Here is an 18734-nt window from a genome sequence, read left to right as displayed (position 1 = left end):
AGCCCGCATGTCCGTTTTCACCCCCGTTCCCGAACCCGCGCTCGCCGAGTGGCTGAAGGACTATGCCATCGGCCGCCTGGTCGTGCTGAAAGGCATTTCCGCCGGGGTCCAGAACAGCAACTTCTTTGTCACCACCACGCTCGGGCGCTACGTGCTGACCCTGTTCGAAGGCATGACCCGCGCCGAGCTGCCCTATTACCTGCACCTGATGGCCCACCTGTCGCGCCACGGCCTGCCGGTGCCGGGGCCGATCGCCAACCGCCACAACGAATACCTCGGCACCTTGCAGGAGCGCCCCGCGGCGCTGGTGATGCGCCTGTCGGGCGCCTCCGAGATGGCGCCCGGCACGAACCACTGCGCAAAGGTCGGCGCCATGCTCGCCGGCCTGCACCTGGCCGGCCAGTCCTACGGCCGCCGCCAGGACAATCCGCGCGGTCCGGCCTGGCGCAGCGAAACCGCACGCGCGGTGCGCGACTTCCTGCCCGCCGACGAACGCCGCCTGCTCGATGCCGAAATCGCCTTCCAGGCCACGGTGGACCTCGCCCGCCTGCCTGCCGGCGCGATCCACGCCGACCTCTTCCGCGACAACGTGCTGTGGGAGGCGGGTGACGACGGCGAAATGCACATCGGCGGCGTCATCGACTTCTACTTCGCCGGCTTCGACGCCCTGCTGTTCGACGTCGCCGTCACCGTCAACGACTGGTGCTCCACCCCCGACGGCCGCCTCGACCCCGCCCGCAGCGCCGCCCTGCTCGCCGCCTACCACGCCGAGCGCCCATTCACCGCGGAGGAAGCCGGCGCCTGGCCGGCGATGCTGCGCGCCGCCGCGCTGCGCTTCTGGCTGTCGCGCGCCGCCGACTTCCACCTGCCGCGCAGCGGCGAGCTGGTGCTGGTGAAGAACCCCGACGAATACCGCGACATCCTGCGCCTGCGCATCGCCAACGTGCCCCCCCTGCCACGATGAACACCCCCCGCCCCCTCCCGCCGCCGCCCGCACCGGGCGATGTCGCCCCCGGCCACGCCCTGCAGTGGATCAGCGCCGGCTGGCGCCTGTTCATGCAGGCCCCCGGCACCTGGGCGGTGCAGGCGCTGATCTTCATCATCGTCATCACCGCCCTCGGCTTTCTCCCCGTCCTCGGCTGGGCGGCGGCGCCGATCGCGCTGCCGGTGCTGGTGGCCGGGATGCTGGCGGGCGCACAGGCGCTCGACCGCGGCCAGGCGCTGCGCGTCGACCACTTGTTCGAGGGCCTCCGCCGCCACCCCGGCAACCTCCTGCTGGTGGGCGTCTTCCATCTGCTCGGCCTGCTGCTGGCGGCGATGGTGGCGGCGGCCAGCGGCGGCAGCGCGATGCTCACCGGCGCGGCGATCGGCGCCTTCGCCGGCATGGGCATGGCCGCCGGCGGGATGATGCTCGGGATGCTGGTGTTTACCGTGCTGTGGGCGCTGCTGATGATGGCGCTCTGGTTCGCCCCCGCGCTGGTGATGCTGCACGGCGTGGCTCCGCTCGATGCGATGAAGCTGTCGGCGCGCGCCTGCGTCCACAACCTGCTCGCCTTCATCGTGCTGGCGGTGCTGCTGTACGTGCTGCTGTGGGTGGCGATGCTGCCCGCCGGGCTCGGCATGCTGATCCTGATCCCGGTGATCGCCGGGGCGCTGTACGCGGCGTGGAAGGAAACCTTCTCCCCCCTGCTCGGGCTGCCGACGAGCCCTGCCGGCGGCGATTCGCAACCCGCCCCACCCCCCTCCGAACCCCCTCGACCCTGAAAAGACCCATGCAAGCGAACCAACTCCCGATGCAGCGCGGCTGGGCCTGGCTGCGCGACGGCGTGCAGCTGTGGCGCCGCAACCCGGCGCTGATCACCTTCGCCACCTTCGGCTACCTGCTGACCCTGGTGGTGCTGAGCGTGGTACCGCTGATCGGCCAGCTTGCCGCCTCGCTGATCATGCCGGCGCTGTCGGTGGGCGTACTCAACGCCTGCCGCGCCATCGACGCCCGCCGCAAGGCCGGCCCCGACGTGCTGTTTTCGGGGTTCAGGATCAACCTCCAGGCGCTGGTGGCGATCGGCGGCCTCTACCTGATCGCCACCATGGCGGTGCTGCTGATCCTCACCGCGGTCGACGACGGCACCCTGTTCGAGATCCTGCGCGGCGGCGAAGTCGACCCGCAGACGGCGGGCGACTCGACGCTCGGCTTCACCCTGGTCGTCGCCGTCGCGCTGTCGACCCCGGTGATGATGGCCTACTGGTTCGCCCCGATGCTCGCGGCGTGGTGGCGGGTGTCCGCGCCGAAGGCGCTGTTCTTCAGCTTTTATGCCTGCCTGCGCAACTGGCGCCCCTTCCTCGCCTACGCCATCGGCCTGGCGATCTTCGGCGCGATCCTGCCGGGCATCGTCATCGGCGTGCTCGGCCTGATCTCGCCCGCGCTCGGCACCCTGGCCTCGCTGCCGATCCCGCTGCTGATCGTGCCGGTGATCTTCGCCAGCTTCTACACCTGCGCGCGCGACGTCTTCGGGCTGCCCGACGGCAGCACCCTGCCGGCGATCGACACCGCCGCGGACGGCGGCGATGGCGGCTGAGGCCGGGAGCGGGGGCGGGGCGAACACCCCGCTCGGCGTCCTCGGCGGCACCTTCGACCCGATCCACCTCGGCCACCTGCGCCTCGCCGAAGAGGCCCGCGAAGCGCTCGCCCTCGCCGGTGTGCGCCTGATTCCCGCCGGCCAGCCGCCACATCGCGGCACCCCGCACAGCACCGCGGAAGACCGCCTGGCGATGGCGCGGCTGGCCACCGCCGCCAACCCCGCCCTCACGGTGGACGACGGCGAAGTACGCTCGGCACAGAAGAGCTACACCGTGCTCACCCTCCAGCGCCTGCGCGCCGAGCTCGGCGCACAGCGCCCGCTGGTGCTGATCCTCGGCGCCGACGCCTTCGCCGGCCTGCCGGCCTGGCATCGCTGGGAGGCGCTGTTCGAGCTCGCCCACATCGCCGTCGCCAACCGCCCCGGCTACGCGCCGCACGGCCGGCGCTGGCCCGCCACCCTGTCGCCGGCGCTCGACGCCGCCTGCCGCGGCCGCCACAGCGCCGACCCGGCCGACCTGCGCACCGCCCCGGCCGGCCGGATCGTTCCGTTCGACATGACTCCGCTCGCGATTTCCGCCTCGCTGATCCGCGACCTGGTGAAGAACGGCCATAGCGTGCGCTATTTGCTGCCCGATCCGGTTCTCGACTATATTGCCGCGCACCGTCTGTATCGCTGACCGAGCCCGCCAGCGGCACACCCGGCATGCGCCGGCGCGGACCATCCGGGCCATCGCCTGGCCCTGCAGCCCGGCACCACCGGTCAAGCCGCTTGCACCGGGCCGCCCCCAACCGAACCCAGCCCCACCAGGACCTGAATGGACATCCCCGCCCTGCAGAAAATCGTCGTTCAAGCGCTCGAGGACATCAAGGCGCGCGACATCGAAGTCATCGACACCGCCCGCCACACCCCGCTGTTCGACCGCATCGTCATCGCCAGCGCCGACTCCGGGCGCCAGACTCGCGCCCTCGCCCACAACGTCCAGGACAAGGTGAAATCCGCCGGCGGCGAAGTGCTCAGCACCGAAGGCGAGGAAAGCGGCGAATGGGTCCTCGTCGACCTCGGCAGCATCGTCGTGCACATCATGCAGCCCGCGGTGCGCAGCTACTACAAGCTCGAGGAACTGTGGGGCCACGCCCCGGCTGCCCGCCGCCCTGCCGCCGCCGACCGCTGACGTGCGCCTCACCATCGTTGCCGTCGGCCACCGCATGCCCGGCTGGGTGCAGGCCGGCTTCGACGAATTCGCCCGCCGCATGCCGCGCGAGCTGCCGCTGCAGCTCGTCGAAGTGAAAGCCGAGCCGCGCACCAGCGGCAAGACCGTCGATGCGCTGATGGCCGCCGAAGCCGCCCGTATCGAAGCCGCGCTGCCGCCGCGCTGCCGGCGGGTGATCCTCGACGAGCACGGCGCCGACCTGACGACGCCGGCCCTCGCCCGCCGGCTCGAAGCCTGGCAGGCCGGCGGCACCGACATCGCCCTGATCGTCGGCGGCCCCGACGGCCTCGCGCCGGCGCTCAAGGCCGGCGCCGACGAGGCGATCCGCCTCTCCAGCCTGACCCTGCCGCACGCGCTGGTGCGCCCGCTGCTGGCCGAGGCGCTGTACCGCGCCTGGACGGTACTGCGCAAGCACCCCTATCACCGCGAATGAGGCCTCGCCCATGCCCATCAGTCCGCGCATCTATCTCGCCTCCACCAGCCCGCGCCGCCGCGAACTGCTGCGCCAGATCGGCGTGGGCTTCGACGTCCTCGCCTTCCGTAGCGGCGAGCGCGGCGAGGACGCCGACGTCGACGAGACGCCGCTGCCCGGCGAGACAGTCGAGCGCTACGTCGAACGCCTCGCCCTCGCCAAGGCCGAAGCCGGCGTGCGCCGCGTGCTGTGGCGCAAGCTGCCGCAGCGCCCGGTGCTCGCCGCCGACACCGCGCTCGAAGTCGACGGCGACATCATCGGCAAGCCGGTCGACGCCGCCGACGCCCACGCCATCCTGTCCCGCCTGTCCGGGCGCAGCCACCGGGTGCTGACCGCGGTGGCGGTCGGCGACGGCCGGCGCATCCGCAGCCGGCTGTCGGTCAGCGAAGTGCGCTTCCGCCCCCTCGGCGAAGACGACATCCGCCACTACATCGCCTGCGGTGAACCGATGGACAAGGCCGGCGCCTACGGCATCCAGGGGCGCGCCGCGGTGTTCGTCGAGGAGATCCGCGGCAGCTACTCGGGCATCATGGGGCTGCCGCTGTTCGAGACCGCGCAGCTGCTCGATGCCTTCGGCTGCGGCGTCATCGGCAGTGGGATCAGGTCTTGAATTCGCGCCTCCCCGCCGCCGTCCGCGGAAGCGCAGAAGCAAGACCTGATCCCATTCGAAACGACATCATGAGCATCGAATTCCTCATCAACTGCACCCCGCAGGAAACCCGGGTGGCGATCGTCGAGCAGGGCGTGGTGCAGGAACTGCACATCGAGCGCACCACCTGTCGCGGCATCGTCGGCAACATCTACCTCGGCAAGGTGGTGCGGGTGCTGCCCGGCATGCAGTCGGCCTTCATCGACATCGGCCTCGAGCGCACCGCCTTCCTCCACGTCGCCGACATCTGGACCGACCGCCCCCACGGCGAGCCGGCACGCCCGATCGAGCGCATCCTCGCCGAAGGCCAGAGCCTGATGGTGCAGGTGCTCAAGGACCCGATCGGGACCAAGGGCGCGCGCCTGTCCACCCAGATCAGCCTCGCCGGGCGCCTGCTCGTCTACCTCCCTCAGGAAAAACACATCGGCATTTCACAGCGGATCGAGGATGAGGCCGAGCGCGAAGCCCTGCGCGGTCGCCTCGCCGCCCTGGTGCCGGAGGACGAAGCCGGCGGCTTCATCGTCCGGACGATGGCCGAATCCGCCTCCGACGCCGAGCTCGCCGCCGACATCGCCTACCTGCGCAAGCTGTGGAGCGAGGTCTCCGGCAGCACCCGCGGCGCGTTCCCGCCCAAGCTGGTGCACGAGGACCTCGGCCTGGGCCAGCGCACCCTGCGCGACCTGGCCAACGACGAGACCACCCGCATCCGCATCGATTCGCGGGAAAACTTCCAGAAGCTTTCCGCCTTCGCCGCCGAATACACCCCCAAGGTCCTGCCCCTGCTCGAGCACTACAGTGGCGAACGCCCGCTGTTCGAGCTCTACAACGTCGAAGAGGAAATCCAGAAGGCGCTCGCCCGCCGCGTGGACCTGAAGTCCGGCGGCTACCTGATCATCGACCAGACCGAAGCGATGACCACCGTCGACGTCAACACCGGCGGCTTCGTCGGCGCGCGCAACTTCGACGACACCATCTTCAAGACCAACCTCGAGGCGACCCAGACCATCGCCCGCCAGCTGCGCCTCAGGAACCTCGGCGGCATCATCATCATCGACTTCATCGACATGGAAAACGCCGAGCACCGCGAGATGGTGCTCGACGAGTTCCGCAAGGCCCTGGCGCGCGACCACACCAAGATGAGCATCAACGGCTTCACCGCGCTCGGCCTGGTGGAGATGACGCGAAAGCGCACCCGCGAATCGCTCGCCCACCTGCTGTGCGAGCCCTGCCCCACCTGCAGCGGCCGCGGCGAAGTCAAGACCGCGCGCACGGTGGCCTACGAGATCCTGCGCGAACTGCTGCGCGAGGCGCGCCAGTTCAACGCCAGGGAGTTCCGCGTCCTCGCCGCGCCCAACGTCATCGACCTCTTCCTCGACGAGGAAAGCCAGTCGCTGGCGATGCTGTCGGACTTCATCGACAAGAAAGTCTCACTCCACGCCGAGGGCAGCTACACCCAGGAGCAGTTCGACATCGTCCTGCTGTGAGCCCTCCGCGCCCCAAGCGAACTGCACTCTGCCGGCCGCCCCAAACATTGACCCAGATCAAAGGATAACAACAACAGCATAGCGTGCCCTGCTTGTGGATATTCGCTCGAGGTAAGCTCCGGATGCCGTAGCGTTAAAAGATGCCGCGGCGGTGGTGCCGGCACCGCTACCGTGCCTTCCGCCACGAGCACGCATCCGCAGTAATGACAGCCGGCCGAGGCCGGGTCCGCCATCCAGGAGACAGGCACCGATGCAAAAACGCGACTTGCCCGCAGGTATTTCCCGCACCCTGAGGAACGTCCTTTCGCTCAACCTCCAGAACAAGATCCTGCTGCTGGTGCTGATCCCGCTCGTGATCTCCTCCACCAGCCTGGTGCTCATGGAAAACATGGCGCGGATCGAGGACATGCGCACCCAGCTCGCGCAGCAGCGCACGCTGCTCACCGAGTCCCGTCAGCAAGGGGTCAAGGACGTCGTGGCCCTGGCCAGGTCGATGGTGCAGCAGGTCGCCACCGGAACGGCCGACCCCGAAGTCGCCAAGGAAACCGCCAAGGCCTTGCTGCGCAACATGCGCTTCGGCGACGGCAACTACGTGTTCGTCTTCGATCATGCGGGCACCATGCTCGTCCAGCCCGCCGTGCCGCGCCAGGAAGGCACCCGGATGATCGATGCCACCGACCCCAACGGCAAGCCGCTGATCCGCGACATGATCGACGTCGCCCGCAACGGCGGCGGCCACTATCAGTACGCCTGGCCCCACCCGGGCACCGGCAGGCAGGAGCCGAAATACTCCTACGTCGCCAACCTGCCGGAGTGGGGCTGGGTGATCGGCGCCGGCGTCTATGTCACCGACATCGACGCCGCGATGACCGCGATCGAGCAGGTCGCGCAGGAAAACCTGAGCGCGACGCTGCTGCGCTTCTTCCTCATTTCCTCGGCGCTACTGCTCGCCATCACGGTGCTCACCGTCCTCGTCACCCGCCGGATCGTGCGCCAGATCCGCGACACCGCCACCACCATGGAAAAGATCGCCCACGAGGTGGCCGACGGCAGGGGCGACCTCACCCGCCGCCTCCGCATCACCAGCAGCGACGAGATCGGCGAACTCGCCACCCAGTTCAACGGTTTCCTGGCCCGCATCCAGGCGACCCTGATCGAAGTCCGCCAGAGCGCGTCCGACGTCTACCAGGCCTCCACCGAGATCGCCCAGAGCAGCGAGGAACTCGCCTCGCGCACCGACCAGGCCGCCGCCAGCCTGCAGCAGACCTCCTCGGCGATGGAGCAGATCACCTCCACCGTCGGCAACAACGCCGAACACGCCCAGGAGGCCGACCGCCTCGTCCAGTCCGCCGCCCAGGTGGCGCACCAGGGCAGGGAGGCGATGGAGAAGGTGGAGAAGACCATGGCCGACATCAGCCGTTCGTCGACGCAGATCGGCGACATCCTCTCGATGATCGACGCGATCGCCTTCCAGACCAACATCCTCGCCCTCAACGCCTCGGTGGAGGCTGCCCGCGCCGGCGATCACGGCCGCGGCTTCGCCGTCGTCGCCCAGGAAGTCCGCATGCTGGCGCAGCGCTCGGCCGATGCGGCAAAGCAGATCAAGACCCTGATCGGGGAGTCCGTCGAGCACTCCCGGAGCGGCGCCGAAATCGTCCAGCAGGCCGGCAGGACGATGCAGCTGATCGTGCAGCGCGTCACCGAAGTGACCAGCGCCATCGCCGAAATCAGCGCCGGCTCACGCGAGCAAAGCGTGGGCATCGGCGAAGTCAACACCGCAGTCACCCAGATGGACACCATGACCCAGCAGAACGCCGCGATGGTCGAACAGAACGCCGCCACCGCCAGCACCATGCGCGCCCATGCCGAGCACCTGAACCACCTGATCCGCGCCTTCGTGCTCGGGGACGCCGCCACCTCTGCGGCCGGGCACCCCGCAGTCTCCACCCCGGGAGCGCTGCCCCACACCCTGGACGGCGCTGCGCCGCGCGCCGCCCTGCCGCCCCGGCGTGCCCTGTCCGCCGGCTGAGCCCCGCGGACGAGGGCGCCGGCCGGCGCATTTTCGTGCATGCGCCGGCCGCCACTGATACCCTGCCGGCTCTGATCGTCCACGCGCCGGCTCCCCCCGGCACGCAACGCCCGCCTGCAGCCCCGTGAACGCCGCCCCGCCCCATCCCGCCGAACCCCGCCCGGAACGCTACCGCAGCGCGCTCACCCGCCATTTCGCCGCCACCCGCCCGGCCTTCCTCGCCGTCACCCTGGTCGCCTGCCTGATCGGCCTCGCCAGCGCCCACGCCGGCGGCGTCGCCATCGACCCATGGACGGCCCTGCCGACCCTGCTCGCTACCCTCGCCGCCCATGCCGGCGGCAACGTCATCAACGACTACCACGATGCCGTCAACGGGGCCGACGACGCCAACCGCGGGCGCCTGTTTCCGTTCACCGGAGGCAGCCGCTTCATCCAGAACGGCGTCCTCAGTGCGCGCCAGAGCGCGCGCTTCGGCTACGGCCTGCTCGCCGCGGTAGTCCCCGCGGGATTGTGGCTCGCCGCCCAGGCCGGCCCCGGCCTGGTGCTGGTCGGCGCCGCCGGACTCGTCCTCGGCTGGGCGTATTCCGCCCCGCCGCTGCAACTGGTCCATCGCGGCTGCGGCGAAGTGGTGATCACCGCCTGCTGGCTGCTGGTCGTGGTCGGCGCCGACTACGTCCAGCGCGGCGCCTTCGCCATGCTGCCGGCCGCCGCCGGCCTGTCCTACGCCCTGCTGGTGGCCAACCTGCTGTTCATCAACCAGTTCCCCGACCATGACGGCGATGCCGCCGCCGGCAAGCGCACCCTGGTCGTGCGCCTCGGCCCGCAGGTCGCAAAATGGGGCTACCTGCTGATCGCGATCACCGCCTATGCCTGGTTGATCGCCATGGTCACCGCCCACCAGCTGCCGCAGAAAACCGCCGCCGCCGCGCTGACGGTGGCGATTTCCTTTCCCGCCGCGCGCGACCTGCTCGAATACGCCGCCACCCCGGCCGAACTCGCCCCCGCGATCCGGCGCACCATCGCCGCCACCCTGGTCCACGGCCTGCTCCTCGCCGCCGCGCTGGCGTTGTTCTGACCGGGGCGATGCCGCCCTGCCGCGGCCAGGCTGGTACACTCGGCGTCTCACCTCCCGGACGCCTCCCGATGATCGGCCGCCTCACCGGCACCCTGCTGGAAAAGACCCCTCCCCAGATCCTCATCGACGTCCATGGCGTCGGCTACGAAGTCGACGTGCCGATGAGCACGTTCTACGGCCTGCCGGCCACCGGCGCGGCGGTGAGCCTGCACACCCACTTCGTCGTGCGCGAGGACGGCCACTTCCTGTTCGGTTTCGCCACCGCGGAAGAGCGCACCACCTTCCGCCAGCTGCTGAAGGTGTCCGGTGTCGGCGCACGCATGGCGCTCGCGGTGCTGTCGGGACTTTCGGTGAACGACCTCGCCCAGGCCGTGGCGCTGCAGGAAGCCGGCCGCCTGGTGAAGATTCCCGGCATCGGCAAGAAGACCGCCGAGCGCCTCCTGCTCGAGCTGCGCGACAAGCTCGGCAAAGCCCTGCCGAACCTGGCTGGCGCCAAACTCGCCGCCGCCCCCGGCACACCGCCCGATGCCAAGAGCGACATCCTCAACGCGCTCCTCGCGCTCGGCTACAACGAACGCGAGGCGCTCGGCGCGATGAAGGGGCTGGCCGCGGACACGGGCGTCTCCGAGGGCATCCGCCAGGCGCTGAAGGCGCTGTCCAGGGCCTGAACGAATCCACAGTCCGGAGCGCACCGGGCCGCACCGGAACGGCTACACTCACGCCATGATCGAAACCGACAAGCTGCAGGCCGCTCCCGCCGAACGGCTGATCTCGCCGCGCCCCGCCGACCGCCAGGAAGACGCCGTCGAGCGCGCGCTGCGCCCCAAGCGCCTGGCCGAATACGTCGGCCAGGCCAAGATCCGCGAGCAGCTCGAGATCTTCATCACCGCCGCCCGCAACCGCAGCGAGGCGCTCGACCACGTGCTGCTGTTCGGCCCCCCCGGCCTGGGCAAGACCACCCTCGCCCACATCGTCGCCGCCGAGATGGGGGTGAACCTGCGCCAGACCTCGGGGCCGGTGCTCGAGCGCGCCGGGGATCTCGCCGCGCTCTTGACCAACCTCGAGCCGCACGACGTCCTCTTCATCGACGAAATCCACCGCCTGTCGCCGGTGGTGGAGGAAATCCTCTACCCGGCCCTCGAAGACTTCCAGATCGACATCATGATCGGCGAAGGCCCGGCGGCGCGCTCGGTGAAGCTCGACCTGCCGCCGTTCACCCTGGTCGGCGCCACCACCCGCGCCGGCATGCTCACCAATCCGCTGCGTGACCGCTTCGGCATCGTCTCGCGGCTCGAGTTCTACACCGCGGACGAGCTCGCCTTCATCGTCGGCCGCTCGGCACGGCTGTTGAACGTCGCCATCGACGACGCCGGCGCGCTCGAAATCGCCCGCCGCGCGCGCGGCACCCCGCGCATCGCCAACCGCCTGCTGCGCCGCGTGCGCGACTACGCCGAAGTGAAGGCCGGCGGCCACATCAGCGCCGCGGTGGCGGACGCGGCGCTGAAGATGCTCGACGTCGACCATCTCGGCCTCGACCTGATGGACCGCAAGCTGCTCGGCGCGATGCTGGAGAAGTTCGGCGGCGGCCCGGTTGGCCTGGACAACCTCGCCGCCGCGATCGGCGAATCGACCGACACCATCGAGGACGTCATCGAGCCCTACCTGATCCAGCAGGGCTACCTGCAGCGTACCCCGCGCGGGCGCATGGCGACGCACTCGATCTGGCAGCACTTCGGCCTCGCCCCGCCGCGCAGCGGGCAGGCCGGAGACCTGTTCGGCGCGTAAGGGCAACCCCGGCACCGGGCGGCTCGGCCGCAGCACGGCGCAGGGCGCCGGCCCTGCGCCGGCCGGTTTCAGCCCTCGCTGTCCCCATCCCCGCCCGCAGCCGGGGAGCCCTTGCGCGCCGGGTCGGGCTTGCGCGCGCGCGGGTGGGCGCGATCATAGACTTTGGCCAGGTGCTGGAAATCCAGGTGGGTGTAGACCTGGGTGCTGCGGATGCTGGCGTGGCCGAGCAGCTCCTGCACCGCGCGCAGATCGCCGCTCGATTGCAGCAGGTGGCTGGCGAAGCTGTGGCGCAGCATGTGCGGATGGACATGGACTCCCAGCCCCAGCGCCCGTGCCCGCCGCGCCAGGCGGCTGGCGATGCCGCTCGGCGACAGGCGGGTGCCGTGGCGGGTGACGAACAGCGCGCGCTCGCCAGCCCGCGCGAACTGCGCGCGCACCGCCAGCCACTGCGCGAGCGCGGCGAGCGCCTTGCCGCCCACCGGCACGCTGCGCGTGCGATTGCGCTTGCCGGTGACGGTAAGCATGGCCTCGGCAAAATCGATGCCGCGGTCCACGTCGAGCGCCGCGGCTTCGGCGACCCGCAGACCGGACGAATAGATCAGCTCGAACAGCGCCACATCGCGCACTTCGAGCGCGCTTTCCGCCGCCGGATCGAGCAGCGCCGCGGCCTGATCGGGCGACAGCGCGCGCGGCAGCAGCGCAGGCGATTTCGGCGGGCGCACCCCGAGCGCCGGATTGGCACGCACTCCGTGGTGGCGGATCAGCCAGCGATACAGCCCGCGCCAGGCCGCGAGGTGGAGCGCGATCGAGCGTCCGGCCAGGCCTTCGCCGTGGAGGCGGGCGACGAAGCGGCGGATGTCCTGCACGTCGAGCGCGGACAGCGCCCGCCCACCGGCCAGACGCAACAGCGCCTGCGCGCCGGCGCGGTAGGCCTTCAGCGTCAGCGCCGCGACGCGGCGCTGGGTCGCCAGCCACCCCAGCCAGGCCTCGACTTCGGCCGGCAGCGCCGCCTCCAGCGGTGTGCACGCCTTCATCGCGCCGCCCCTCCCCGGCCGGGGACCGCGCCTGCCGCCGCAGACCGGCGAACAGCGGGCAGCGGGCTCAGGCCGGGCATCGCCCCAGCGCCGCGGCAACCAGCTCGCCGATGCGCTCCAGGTACAGCGTGCCCATCCCGGGGTAGAACCGCTCGGGTTCGGCGCTGCCGAGCGCGAGCAGGCCGAAGCAGCCCCCCTGCCGGCGCAGCGCCATCAGCGCGAGGGAACGGATGTGGCTGCCGGATTCGCCGAACCAGCCCGCCATTTCGGCATGTTCCGGGGCGCCACAGTAGGGCTGGCGCAGGCCGTCGAGCTGGTACCGCAGCGCCTCGCCGACCTCGTCCGCCGCCGCGGCCTCGCCCCCCCACAGCTTGAGCGCGACATAGGGCACGGCGAAGTCGCCCTGCAGGCTGTCGCTCAGCGCCTGGCGCACACCTTCGGCGCTGCCGGCTTCGAGCAGCGCCAGCGACAGGCGATGGACCTTGGCACTGATGTCGTCGTTGTCCGCACCGAACCGGATCAGCTCGGCGAGCTTGAGCTCGAGCTGGCGGATGCGCTCGCGCAGGGTGTGCAGCTGGCGCTCCGCGAGCGAGATCGCCTGTCCGCCGTGCTGCGGATGTGGCACGGTCAGGCCGGCGAACACCTCGCCGTGCTCACAGAGGAAGTCGGGGTGTTCGCGCAGGTAGCGCGCGAGATCTTCGGCATTCATCGCTTCCACTCCTGGGGGGCCGCCGGGCGGCCCGAAGTCTGTTCCGTTGTGCCGGCCGCGGCATTCCCGCGACGGGAACCGCAGCGTGCGCCGGCGGCGCATGCTCCCGCTGATCCTCCTTCGTCCGGTTTGCAATCGGAGGGCCGCGCCCGGACCGGGCGGGCGCCCCTCCTCAGTCGAGTGTCATCTCGCCGTCGAACACGGTGACGGCCGGCCCGGTCATCCGCACGCTCGTACCGGGGCCGTCCCAGGCGATTTCGAGCTCGCCGCCGCGGGTCTCGACCCGCACCGGCGATACCAGCAGGCCGCGCAGGATGCCGGCCACCACTGCCGCGCAGGCGCCGGTGCCGCAGGCCAGGGTCTCGCCGGCACCGCGTTCGAACACCCGCAGGCGCGCGCGGTGCGTATCGACCACCTGCAGGAAGCCGGCATTGACCCGCGCCGGAAAGCGCTCATGGCGCTCGATCAGCGCGCCCTGCGCGGCCACCGGCGCGGCATCGACGTCGGCCACCACCTGCACCGCATGGGGGTTGCCCATCGACACCGCGGTGATCGCCAGCGTGGCCTCGCCCACCTGCAGCGGCTGCACCACCGCATCGGCGTCGGAGACGAAGGGGATCTTCGCCGGCGCCAGCTCGGGCACGCCCATATCCACCGTGACCAGGCCGTCCTCGCGCAGGCGCGGCACGATGAGGCCGGATCGGGTCTCGACACGGATCTCGCGCTTCGCGGTGAGGCCCCGGTCGTGGACGAAGCGCACGAAGCAGCGCGCGCCGTTGCCGCACTGCTCGACCTCGCCGCCGTCGGCGTTGAAGATGCGATAGCGGAAGTCGGCGTCCGCCCGGCGCGCCGGCTCGACCACCAGCAGCTGGTCGCAGCCGACGCCGAAATGGCGGTCGGCGATCGCCTTCACCCGCGCCGGGGTGAGCTCGACCGGCGCGCGGGTGGCGTCGATGACGACGAAATCGTTGCCGAGGCCGTGCATCTTGGTGAAGCGCAGTTTCATCGATTCGTTCCGGGGCAGGGGTCGGTCAATGCAGTCGGTCAGTAAATGCGCGGCTCGCCTTCGGGCCGCGTCTTGAACCGGCGATGGACCCAATAATACTGCTCGGGCATGGTGCGGATCACCTCTTCGAGCCAGGCGTTCATGCGCCGGGTGTCGGCCTCGACGTCGTCGGACGGGTAGTCCGCCCACGGCCCCCCCAGCTCCAGCACGTAACCCGCGCCGCCGGGCAGGATGCGGGTGACGCACGGCACCACCGCCGCCCCCGCCAGGCGCGCCAGGCGCGGCAGGCCGGTGATGGTCGCCGCGGGGACGCCGAAGAAAGGCACGAAGATCGATTCCTTGCGCCCGTAGTCGAGATCGGGCAGGTAGTAGAACGGGCGCCCCGCCTTCATCGCCTTCACCGTCGCGCGCACGCCGTCGTGGCGCGACAGCAGCAGCTGGTCGTTGAAGCGGCTGCGGCCGTGATACAGCCAGCGGTCGAAGACCCGGTCCTTCTGCCGCGCATAGACGCTGACGAAGTCACCCTCCATCGACAGCCGGGTGCCGGCCATGTCGAGGCCGACGAAGTGCGGTGCGAGCAGGATCACCGGACGACCGGCGGCCTTCAGCGCATTCAGCCGCTCCAGCCCTTCGATGCGCACCATCGCCCGCAGCCGCGCGGGGCCCGCCCACCACGCCAGGCCGCGCTCGAGCATGCTGCGCCCGGTGATGGCGAAGTTGCGCCGGGCGAGGGTGCGGCGCTCGCCCTCGGACAGCTCCGGAAAGCACAGCCGCAGGTTGGTCAGCACCACCTTGCGCCGCGGCGCCACGAGCACGTACAGCAGCAGGCCGAAGGCCTGGCCGAGCGGCGCGAGCACGGCCAGCGGCAGCCAGTGCAGCAGCCAGAACACGGCGATCACGAGGCGGCTCATTGCTGCGGCTCCCGCGGCGCCGCTGCGTCCGCTGCGTCTTCGCGCGCCTTGCGCGGCTGCTTGTAGCGATTGTAGCCCCACAGGTACTGCTGCGGACACTGCAGGACGAGGCGCTCGACCTCGCGGTTGATGGTCGCCACATCGGCCTCCAGCTCGCCCGACAGCGGCTCGGTGGGGGCCTGCAGGCGGAACACGTAGCCTGCGCCGCGCGGCAGGCGCTCGGCCCAGGTGTAGATCACCCGCACCCCCTTGACTGCGGCCAGGCGCGCGGCGAGCGTCATGGTCCACGCCGGTTTGCCGAAGAATGGCGCCCACACCCCTTCGCCGGCCCCCGGCACCTGGTCGGGCAGCATCCCCACCGCCTCGTGGCTGCGCAGGGTCTTCACCAGCCTGCGCACGCCCGACACGTCGGCCGGCGCGGTGCGCAGGCGGCCACGCGCGCGGCCGGCTTCCATCAGCGGCTGGAGCGCGGCCTTGCGTGGCGGTCGATAGAGCACGGTGATCGGGATCCGCGCCGCGATGCATTGCGCGGTGATCTCGAAGCAACCCAGGTGGGGCGTGATGAACAGGATCCCGGCGCCTTCGGCGCGCGCCTGCTCGACCAGTTCCCAGCCTTCGGTGCGCACCGCAGCGGCCACCACTTCCTGCGCCGGGCGCAGCCAGATGAAGGGCAGCTCCAGCGCCTGGCGCCCGGCCTCGGCAATCGCCGCCCGGCGCACCGCCTCGTCCTCGCGGCCAAGGGCGTTGGCCAGGTTGGCGCGCAGGCGGCGGGCATAGGACGGCGACGCCCAGTAGGCGAGCCAGCCCATCCAGCCGCCGAGGCGGTGCAGCCCGGCCAGGGGCAGGCGGGAAAGCAGGCGGAAGAGAAGGTCGAGCAGCACGGTCGGCGGCAGGGGGAGCGGGTTGCAGGACCCGCATGCTTACACAGCCGGCGATCCCGGTCTATAATCCGTCCCCACCGCCGAGTTAACTCGACAACTTGCAGGGCGGTACGGCAGGCGCAGGCCGCCGGCAAAAATACTGCTAAAGCGTCGGCTGCTCGACGAAATCCCCGGAGCTGGCCGCAGACGCAAGGCCGACAGCACGGGGATTTTTGCTTTCAAGGAGTGGCACCATGGCTGAATTTCTGTTTACCTCCGAATCGGTCTCCGAAGGCCATCCCGACAAGGTCGCCGACCAGGTCTCCGACGGCGTCCTCGACGCCATCCTCGCCGAGGACCCGAAGGCGCGCGTGGCCTGCGAGACCCTGGTGTCGACCGGCCTCGTCGTGATCTCGGGCGAGATCACCACCACCGCCCACCCCAACTACCGCGAGATCGCGCAGGAAGTCATCCGCCGCATCGGCTACGACAACTCCGACATCGGCTTCGACTACAAGAGCTGCGCGGTGCTGGCGGCGATCAACCGCCAGTCGCCCGACATCGCCCAGGGGGTGAACGAAGGCGAAGGCCTCGATCTCGACCAGGGCGCCGGCGACCAGGGGCTGATGTTCGGCTACGCCTGCAACGAGACCCCGAGCCTGATGCCGCTGCCGATCTACTACGCCCACCGCATCATGCAGCGCCAGGCCGAAGTGCGTAAGGACGGCCGCCTGCCGTGGCTGCGCCCGGACGCGAAGAGCCAGCTCACGGTGAAGTACGTCGACGGCAGGCCGGTCGCGATCGACACCGTGGTGGTATCGACCCAGCACCACCCCGACGTGTCGCACGCGCAGATCTCCGAAGCGGTGATCGAGGAGATCATCAAGCCGGTGCTGCCGAAGGAGCTGATGGGCGGCGACGTCCGCTACCTGATCAACCCCACCGGGCGCTTCGTCATCGGCGGCCCGCACGGCGACTGCGGCCTCACCGGGCGCAAGATCATCGTCGACACCTACGGCGGCGCCGCCCACCACGGTGGCGGCGCGTTCTCGGGCAAGGACCCGTCGAAGGTCGACCGCTCGGCCGCCTACGCCGGCCGCTACGTGGCCAAGAACGTGGTCGCCGCCGGGCTCGCCGACAAGTGCGAGGTGCAGGTCGCCTACGCGATCGGCGTGGCGCGCCCGGTGTCGCTGATGGTCGACACCTTCGGCACCGGCAGGATCGCCGACGACCGCATCGCCGCCCTGATCGGCAAGCACTTCGACCTGCGCCCGAAGGCGATCATCCAGACCCTCGACCTGCTGCGCCCGATCTACGGCAAGACCGCCGCCTACGGCCACTTCGGCCGCGACGAGCCGGAGTTCACCTGGGAGCAGACCGACAAGGCCGCCGCGCTGCGCGCCGACGCCGGGCTGTAAGCTGCACGCACGCATGACCCCGGGCGCAGGCGGGACCGCACATCGCCTGCGCCCGGGGCCGCCCCTGGCACGGCGAATCGCCACCGCCGGCTGCATCCAGACCTTCATCGATCTTCTTTCGTACAGCCCATGCTCCAGCAAGTCCTGATGTTCATCCTCGGTCTCGTCGTCCTCGTCGCCGGCGCGGAACTGCTGGTGCGCGGCGCCTCGCGGCTGGCCACATCCTTCGGCGTGTCACCGCTGGTGGTGGGCCTGACCGTGGTCGCGTTCGGCACCAGCGCACCGGAAATGGCGGTATCGGTCGGATCGGCGCTGGCCGGTAGTCCCGACCTGGCGATCGGCAACGTGGTCGGCAGCAACATCGCCAACATCCTGCTGATCCTCGGCATTTCGGCGCTGATCACGCCGCTGCTGGTGGACGAGCAGATCATCCGCCAGGAAATCCCGATCATGATCGGGGTCTCGGTGCTGCTCGTGGTGATGGCCCTCGACGGCCGGCTGAGCCTGCTCGAATCGGTCATCCTCTTCGGCCTCGTGCTCGCCTACACCCTGTTCCTGGTGGTGCAGTCGCGGCGTGCCTCGAAAGGCGTCCAGGACGAATTCGAAACCGGGATTCCGACCTCGACCTGGGACCGCCACTGGAGCGTGCAGCTGGCGCTGATCGCGATCGGCCTGGCGATGCTGGTGGTGGGCGCCGACTGGCTGGTCGACGCCGCGGTCGCCTTCGCCCGCGCCTTCGGCGTCAGCGACCTGGTGATCGGCCTCACCATCGTCGCCGTCGGCACGTCGATGCCCGAAATCGCCACCTCGATCGTCGCCGCGATGCGCGGCCAGCGCGACATCGCCGTGGGCAACGTCGTCGGCAGCAACGTCTTCAACATCCTCGCCGTGCTCGGCGCCGCCGGCATCGCCTCGGGCGCCGGCCTGCCGGTCTCGGAGGCGGCGCGCAACTTCGACCTGTGGGTGATGCTCGCAGTCGCCTTCGCCTGCCTGCCGATCATGATCACCGGGCGCGAGATCGCACGCTGGGAAGGCGGTGTCTTCCTCGGCTACTACGCCGCCTACACCGCCTGGCTGGCACTCCAGGCCCAGCAGCACGACAGCCTGCCCACGTTCTCCAGCATCATGCTCGGCTACGTGATGCCGCTCACCGTGATCACCCTGGCGGTCAGCCTGGTGCGCCACAACGGCAGCAGGCACTGAACCGCCTCCCCGGGGAGCGCGCCGCCGCCGCGCAAGCCCGCGCCCCCGCTTGCGCAACATCGCCCCTCTCGATTAAGCTGCATCCGCATTCGATCCGGGTGCTCCGCCCTGCAGCCGCAGGACGGAGTGAAACGGGAAGTCCGGTGACGCTGAAACCCGCGCGTTTCAGCCAGTCCGGCGCAGCCCCCGCTGCTGTGAGCCTGACGACTCCGCCAACACGCCACTGAGCCTTGCGCTCGGGAAGGCCGGTGGACGAGGAAGAAGGCAAGCCAGAAGACCGGCCCGATCGAGTTTCGTGATGTGTGACCCC

Annotated in this window: 19 protein-coding genes and 1 riboswitch; of the genes, 14 read left to right on the top strand and 5 right to left on the bottom strand. The window is 70.5% G+C overall.

The features are described 5' to 3' along the window. Positions 1 to 7 precede the first annotated feature (7 nt). The 12 genes from Tchl_RS06360 (at position 8) to ruvB (ending at position 11283) form a co-directional block, all read left to right on the top strand. Positions 8 to 964, top strand: a complete 957-nt coding sequence (locus Tchl_RS06360; RefSeq protein ID WP_075147658.1) for a homoserine kinase — start codon at positions 8 to 10, stop codon at positions 962 to 964. Then, complete coding sequence (locus tag Tchl_RS06355) at positions 961 to 1764, top strand: BPSS1780 family membrane protein (protein ID WP_075147657.1); 804 nt, start codon at positions 961 to 963, stop codon at positions 1762 to 1764. Before Tchl_RS06360 ends, Tchl_RS06355 begins: the two co-directional genes overlap by 4 nt. A gap of 8 nt (positions 1765 to 1772) precedes the next feature. Beyond that, positions 1773 to 2576, top strand: coding sequence for a BPSS1780 family membrane protein (locus Tchl_RS06350; RefSeq protein ID WP_232311671.1), 804 nt, complete (start codon positions 1773 to 1775; stop codon positions 2574 to 2576). After that, on the top strand, positions 2566 to 3255 hold the full coding sequence (nadD, locus tag Tchl_RS06345; protein ID WP_075147656.1) for a nicotinate-nucleotide adenylyltransferase: 690 nt from the start codon (positions 2566 to 2568) through the stop codon (positions 3253 to 3255). The genes Tchl_RS06350 and nadD overlap by 11 nt, the downstream gene beginning before the upstream one ends. A 138-nt stretch (positions 3256 to 3393) precedes the next feature. Continuing rightward, positions 3394 to 3750, top strand: a complete 357-nt coding sequence (rsfS, locus tag Tchl_RS06340; RefSeq protein WP_075147655.1) for a ribosome silencing factor — start codon at positions 3394 to 3396, stop codon at positions 3748 to 3750. Position 3751: 1 nt separating this feature from the next. Continuing rightward, positions 3752 to 4222, top strand: a complete 471-nt coding sequence (gene rlmH / locus Tchl_RS06335; protein ID WP_075147654.1) for a 23S rRNA (pseudouridine(1915)-N(3))-methyltransferase RlmH — start codon at positions 3752 to 3754, stop codon at positions 4220 to 4222. A 10-nt stretch (positions 4223 to 4232) separates the two neighbouring features. After that, positions 4233 to 4871, top strand: a complete 639-nt coding sequence (locus tag Tchl_RS06330; RefSeq protein ID WP_075147653.1) for a Maf family protein — start codon at positions 4233 to 4235, stop codon at positions 4869 to 4871. Between the two features lie 68 nt (positions 4872 to 4939). Continuing rightward, positions 4940 to 6394 carry a ribonuclease G gene (rng, locus tag Tchl_RS06325; protein ID WP_075147652.1) on the top strand — a complete coding sequence of 485 codons (1455 nt, stop codon included), beginning with the start codon at positions 4940 to 4942 and terminating at the stop codon, positions 6392 to 6394. Between the two features lie 250 nt (positions 6395 to 6644). Further along, positions 6645 to 8423 (top strand): methyl-accepting chemotaxis protein, encoded by a 1779-nt coding sequence (locus Tchl_RS06320; protein ID WP_083945169.1) that lies wholly within the window; start codon positions 6645 to 6647, stop codon positions 8421 to 8423. A 124-nt stretch (positions 8424 to 8547) separates the two neighbouring features. Next, on the top strand, positions 8548 to 9498 hold the full coding sequence (locus Tchl_RS06315; RefSeq protein WP_075147651.1) for a prenyltransferase: 951 nt from the start codon (positions 8548 to 8550) through the stop codon (positions 9496 to 9498). A gap of 68 nt (positions 9499 to 9566) precedes the next feature. Next, on the top strand, positions 9567 to 10166 hold the full coding sequence (gene ruvA / locus Tchl_RS06310; protein ID WP_075147650.1) for a Holliday junction branch migration protein RuvA: 600 nt from the start codon (positions 9567 to 9569) through the stop codon (positions 10164 to 10166). Positions 10167 to 10221: 55 nt separating this feature from the next. Beyond that, entirely contained in the window at positions 10222 to 11283 is a 1062-nt protein-coding gene (gene ruvB / locus Tchl_RS06305; RefSeq protein WP_075147649.1) for a Holliday junction branch migration DNA helicase RuvB, read from the top strand. Between the two features lie 68 nt (positions 11284 to 11351). Here ruvB and Tchl_RS06300 read toward each other — a convergent pair whose 3' ends face one another. From Tchl_RS06300 to Tchl_RS06280, 5 genes are all read right to left on the bottom strand, one after another. Then, complete coding sequence (locus Tchl_RS06300) at positions 11352 to 12317, bottom strand: tyrosine recombinase XerC (protein WP_075147648.1); 966 nt, start codon at positions 12315 to 12317, stop codon at positions 11352 to 11354. Between the two features lie 67 nt (positions 12318 to 12384). After that, complete coding sequence (locus tag Tchl_RS06295) at positions 12385 to 13026, bottom strand: DUF484 family protein (RefSeq protein WP_075147647.1); 642 nt, start codon at positions 13024 to 13026, stop codon at positions 12385 to 12387. 172 nt (positions 13027 to 13198) lie between these two features. Then, positions 13199 to 14032 carry a diaminopimelate epimerase gene (gene dapF / locus Tchl_RS06290; RefSeq protein ID WP_075147646.1) on the bottom strand — a complete coding sequence of 278 codons (834 nt, stop codon included), beginning with the start codon at positions 14030 to 14032 and terminating at the stop codon, positions 13199 to 13201. Positions 14033 to 14070: 38 nt separating this feature from the next. Next, complete coding sequence (locus Tchl_RS06285; protein WP_075147645.1) at positions 14071 to 14943, bottom strand: lysophospholipid acyltransferase family protein; 873 nt, start codon at positions 14941 to 14943, stop codon at positions 14071 to 14073. Beyond that, positions 14940 to 15824: a lysophospholipid acyltransferase family protein gene (locus Tchl_RS06280; protein WP_075147644.1), complete on the bottom strand. Its 885-nt coding sequence runs from the start codon at positions 15822 to 15824 to the stop codon at positions 14940 to 14942. The genes Tchl_RS06285 and Tchl_RS06280 overlap by 4 nt, the downstream gene beginning before the upstream one ends. 233 nt (positions 15825 to 16057) lie before the next feature. Here Tchl_RS06280 and metK point away from each other — a divergent pair, with 233 nt between their 5' ends. Both metK and Tchl_RS06270 read left to right on the top strand, forming a co-directional pair. Next, entirely contained in the window at positions 16058 to 17221 is a 1164-nt protein-coding gene (gene metK, locus Tchl_RS06275; RefSeq protein ID WP_075147643.1) for a methionine adenosyltransferase, read from the top strand. A 129-nt stretch (positions 17222 to 17350) separates the two neighbouring features. Beyond that, complete coding sequence (locus Tchl_RS06270) at positions 17351 to 18424, top strand: calcium/sodium antiporter (protein ID WP_075147642.1); 1074 nt, start codon at positions 17351 to 17353, stop codon at positions 18422 to 18424. A 78-nt stretch (positions 18425 to 18502) separates the two neighbouring features. Then, positions 18503 to 18724: riboswitch (cobalamin riboswitch) on the top strand. Positions 18725 to 18734: the final 10 nt, after the last annotated feature.

Source organism: Thauera chlorobenzoica (assembly GCF_001922305.1).
Lineage (GTDB): Bacteria > Pseudomonadota > Gammaproteobacteria > Burkholderiales > Rhodocyclaceae > Thauera > Thauera chlorobenzoica.
The sequence above is the reverse complement of the archived record's forward strand: the minus strand, read 5'-3'. Positions and strand labels throughout refer to the sequence as shown.

Coding starts and splice junctions, on each gene's coding strand:
- metK (WP_075147643.1), top strand. CDS start 16,058: ATGGCTGAATTTCTGTTTACCTCCGAATCGGTCTCCGAAGGCCATCCC.
- rsfS (WP_075147655.1), top strand. CDS start 3,394: ATGGACATCCCCGCCCTGCAGAAAATCGTCGTTCAAGCGCTCGAGGAC.
- Tchl_RS06285 (WP_075147645.1), bottom strand. CDS start 14,943: ATGAGCCGCCTCGTGATCGCCGTGTTCTGGCTGCTGCACTGGCTGCCG.
- Tchl_RS06350 (WP_232311671.1), top strand. CDS start 1,773: ATGCAAGCGAACCAACTCCCGATGCAGCGCGGCTGGGCCTGGCTGCGC.
- Tchl_RS06320 (WP_083945169.1), top strand. CDS start 6,645: ATGCAAAAACGCGACTTGCCCGCAGGTATTTCCCGCACCCTGAGGAAC.
- Tchl_RS06330 (WP_075147653.1), top strand. CDS start 4,233: ATGCCCATCAGTCCGCGCATCTATCTCGCCTCCACCAGCCCGCGCCGC.
- Tchl_RS06355 (WP_075147657.1), top strand. CDS start 961: ATGAACACCCCCCGCCCCCTCCCGCCGCCGCCCGCACCGGGCGATGTC.
- Tchl_RS06360 (WP_075147658.1), top strand. CDS start 8: ATGTCCGTTTTCACCCCCGTTCCCGAACCCGCGCTCGCCGAGTGGCTG.
- nadD (WP_075147656.1), top strand. CDS start 2,566: ATGGCGGCTGAGGCCGGGAGCGGGGGCGGGGCGAACACCCCGCTCGGC.
- Tchl_RS06300 (WP_075147648.1), bottom strand. CDS start 12,317: ATGAAGGCGTGCACACCGCTGGAGGCGGCGCTGCCGGCCGAAGTCGAG.
- rng (WP_075147652.1), top strand. CDS start 4,940: ATGAGCATCGAATTCCTCATCAACTGCACCCCGCAGGAAACCCGGGTG.
- Tchl_RS06270 (WP_075147642.1), top strand. CDS start 17,351: ATGCTCCAGCAAGTCCTGATGTTCATCCTCGGTCTCGTCGTCCTCGTC.
- ruvB (WP_075147649.1), top strand. CDS start 10,222: ATGATCGAAACCGACAAGCTGCAGGCCGCTCCCGCCGAACGGCTGATC.
- ruvA (WP_075147650.1), top strand. CDS start 9,567: ATGATCGGCCGCCTCACCGGCACCCTGCTGGAAAAGACCCCTCCCCAG.
- dapF (WP_075147646.1), bottom strand. CDS start 14,032: ATGAAACTGCGCTTCACCAAGATGCACGGCCTCGGCAACGATTTCGTC.
- Tchl_RS06295 (WP_075147647.1), bottom strand. CDS start 13,026: ATGAATGCCGAAGATCTCGCGCGCTACCTGCGCGAACACCCCGACTTC.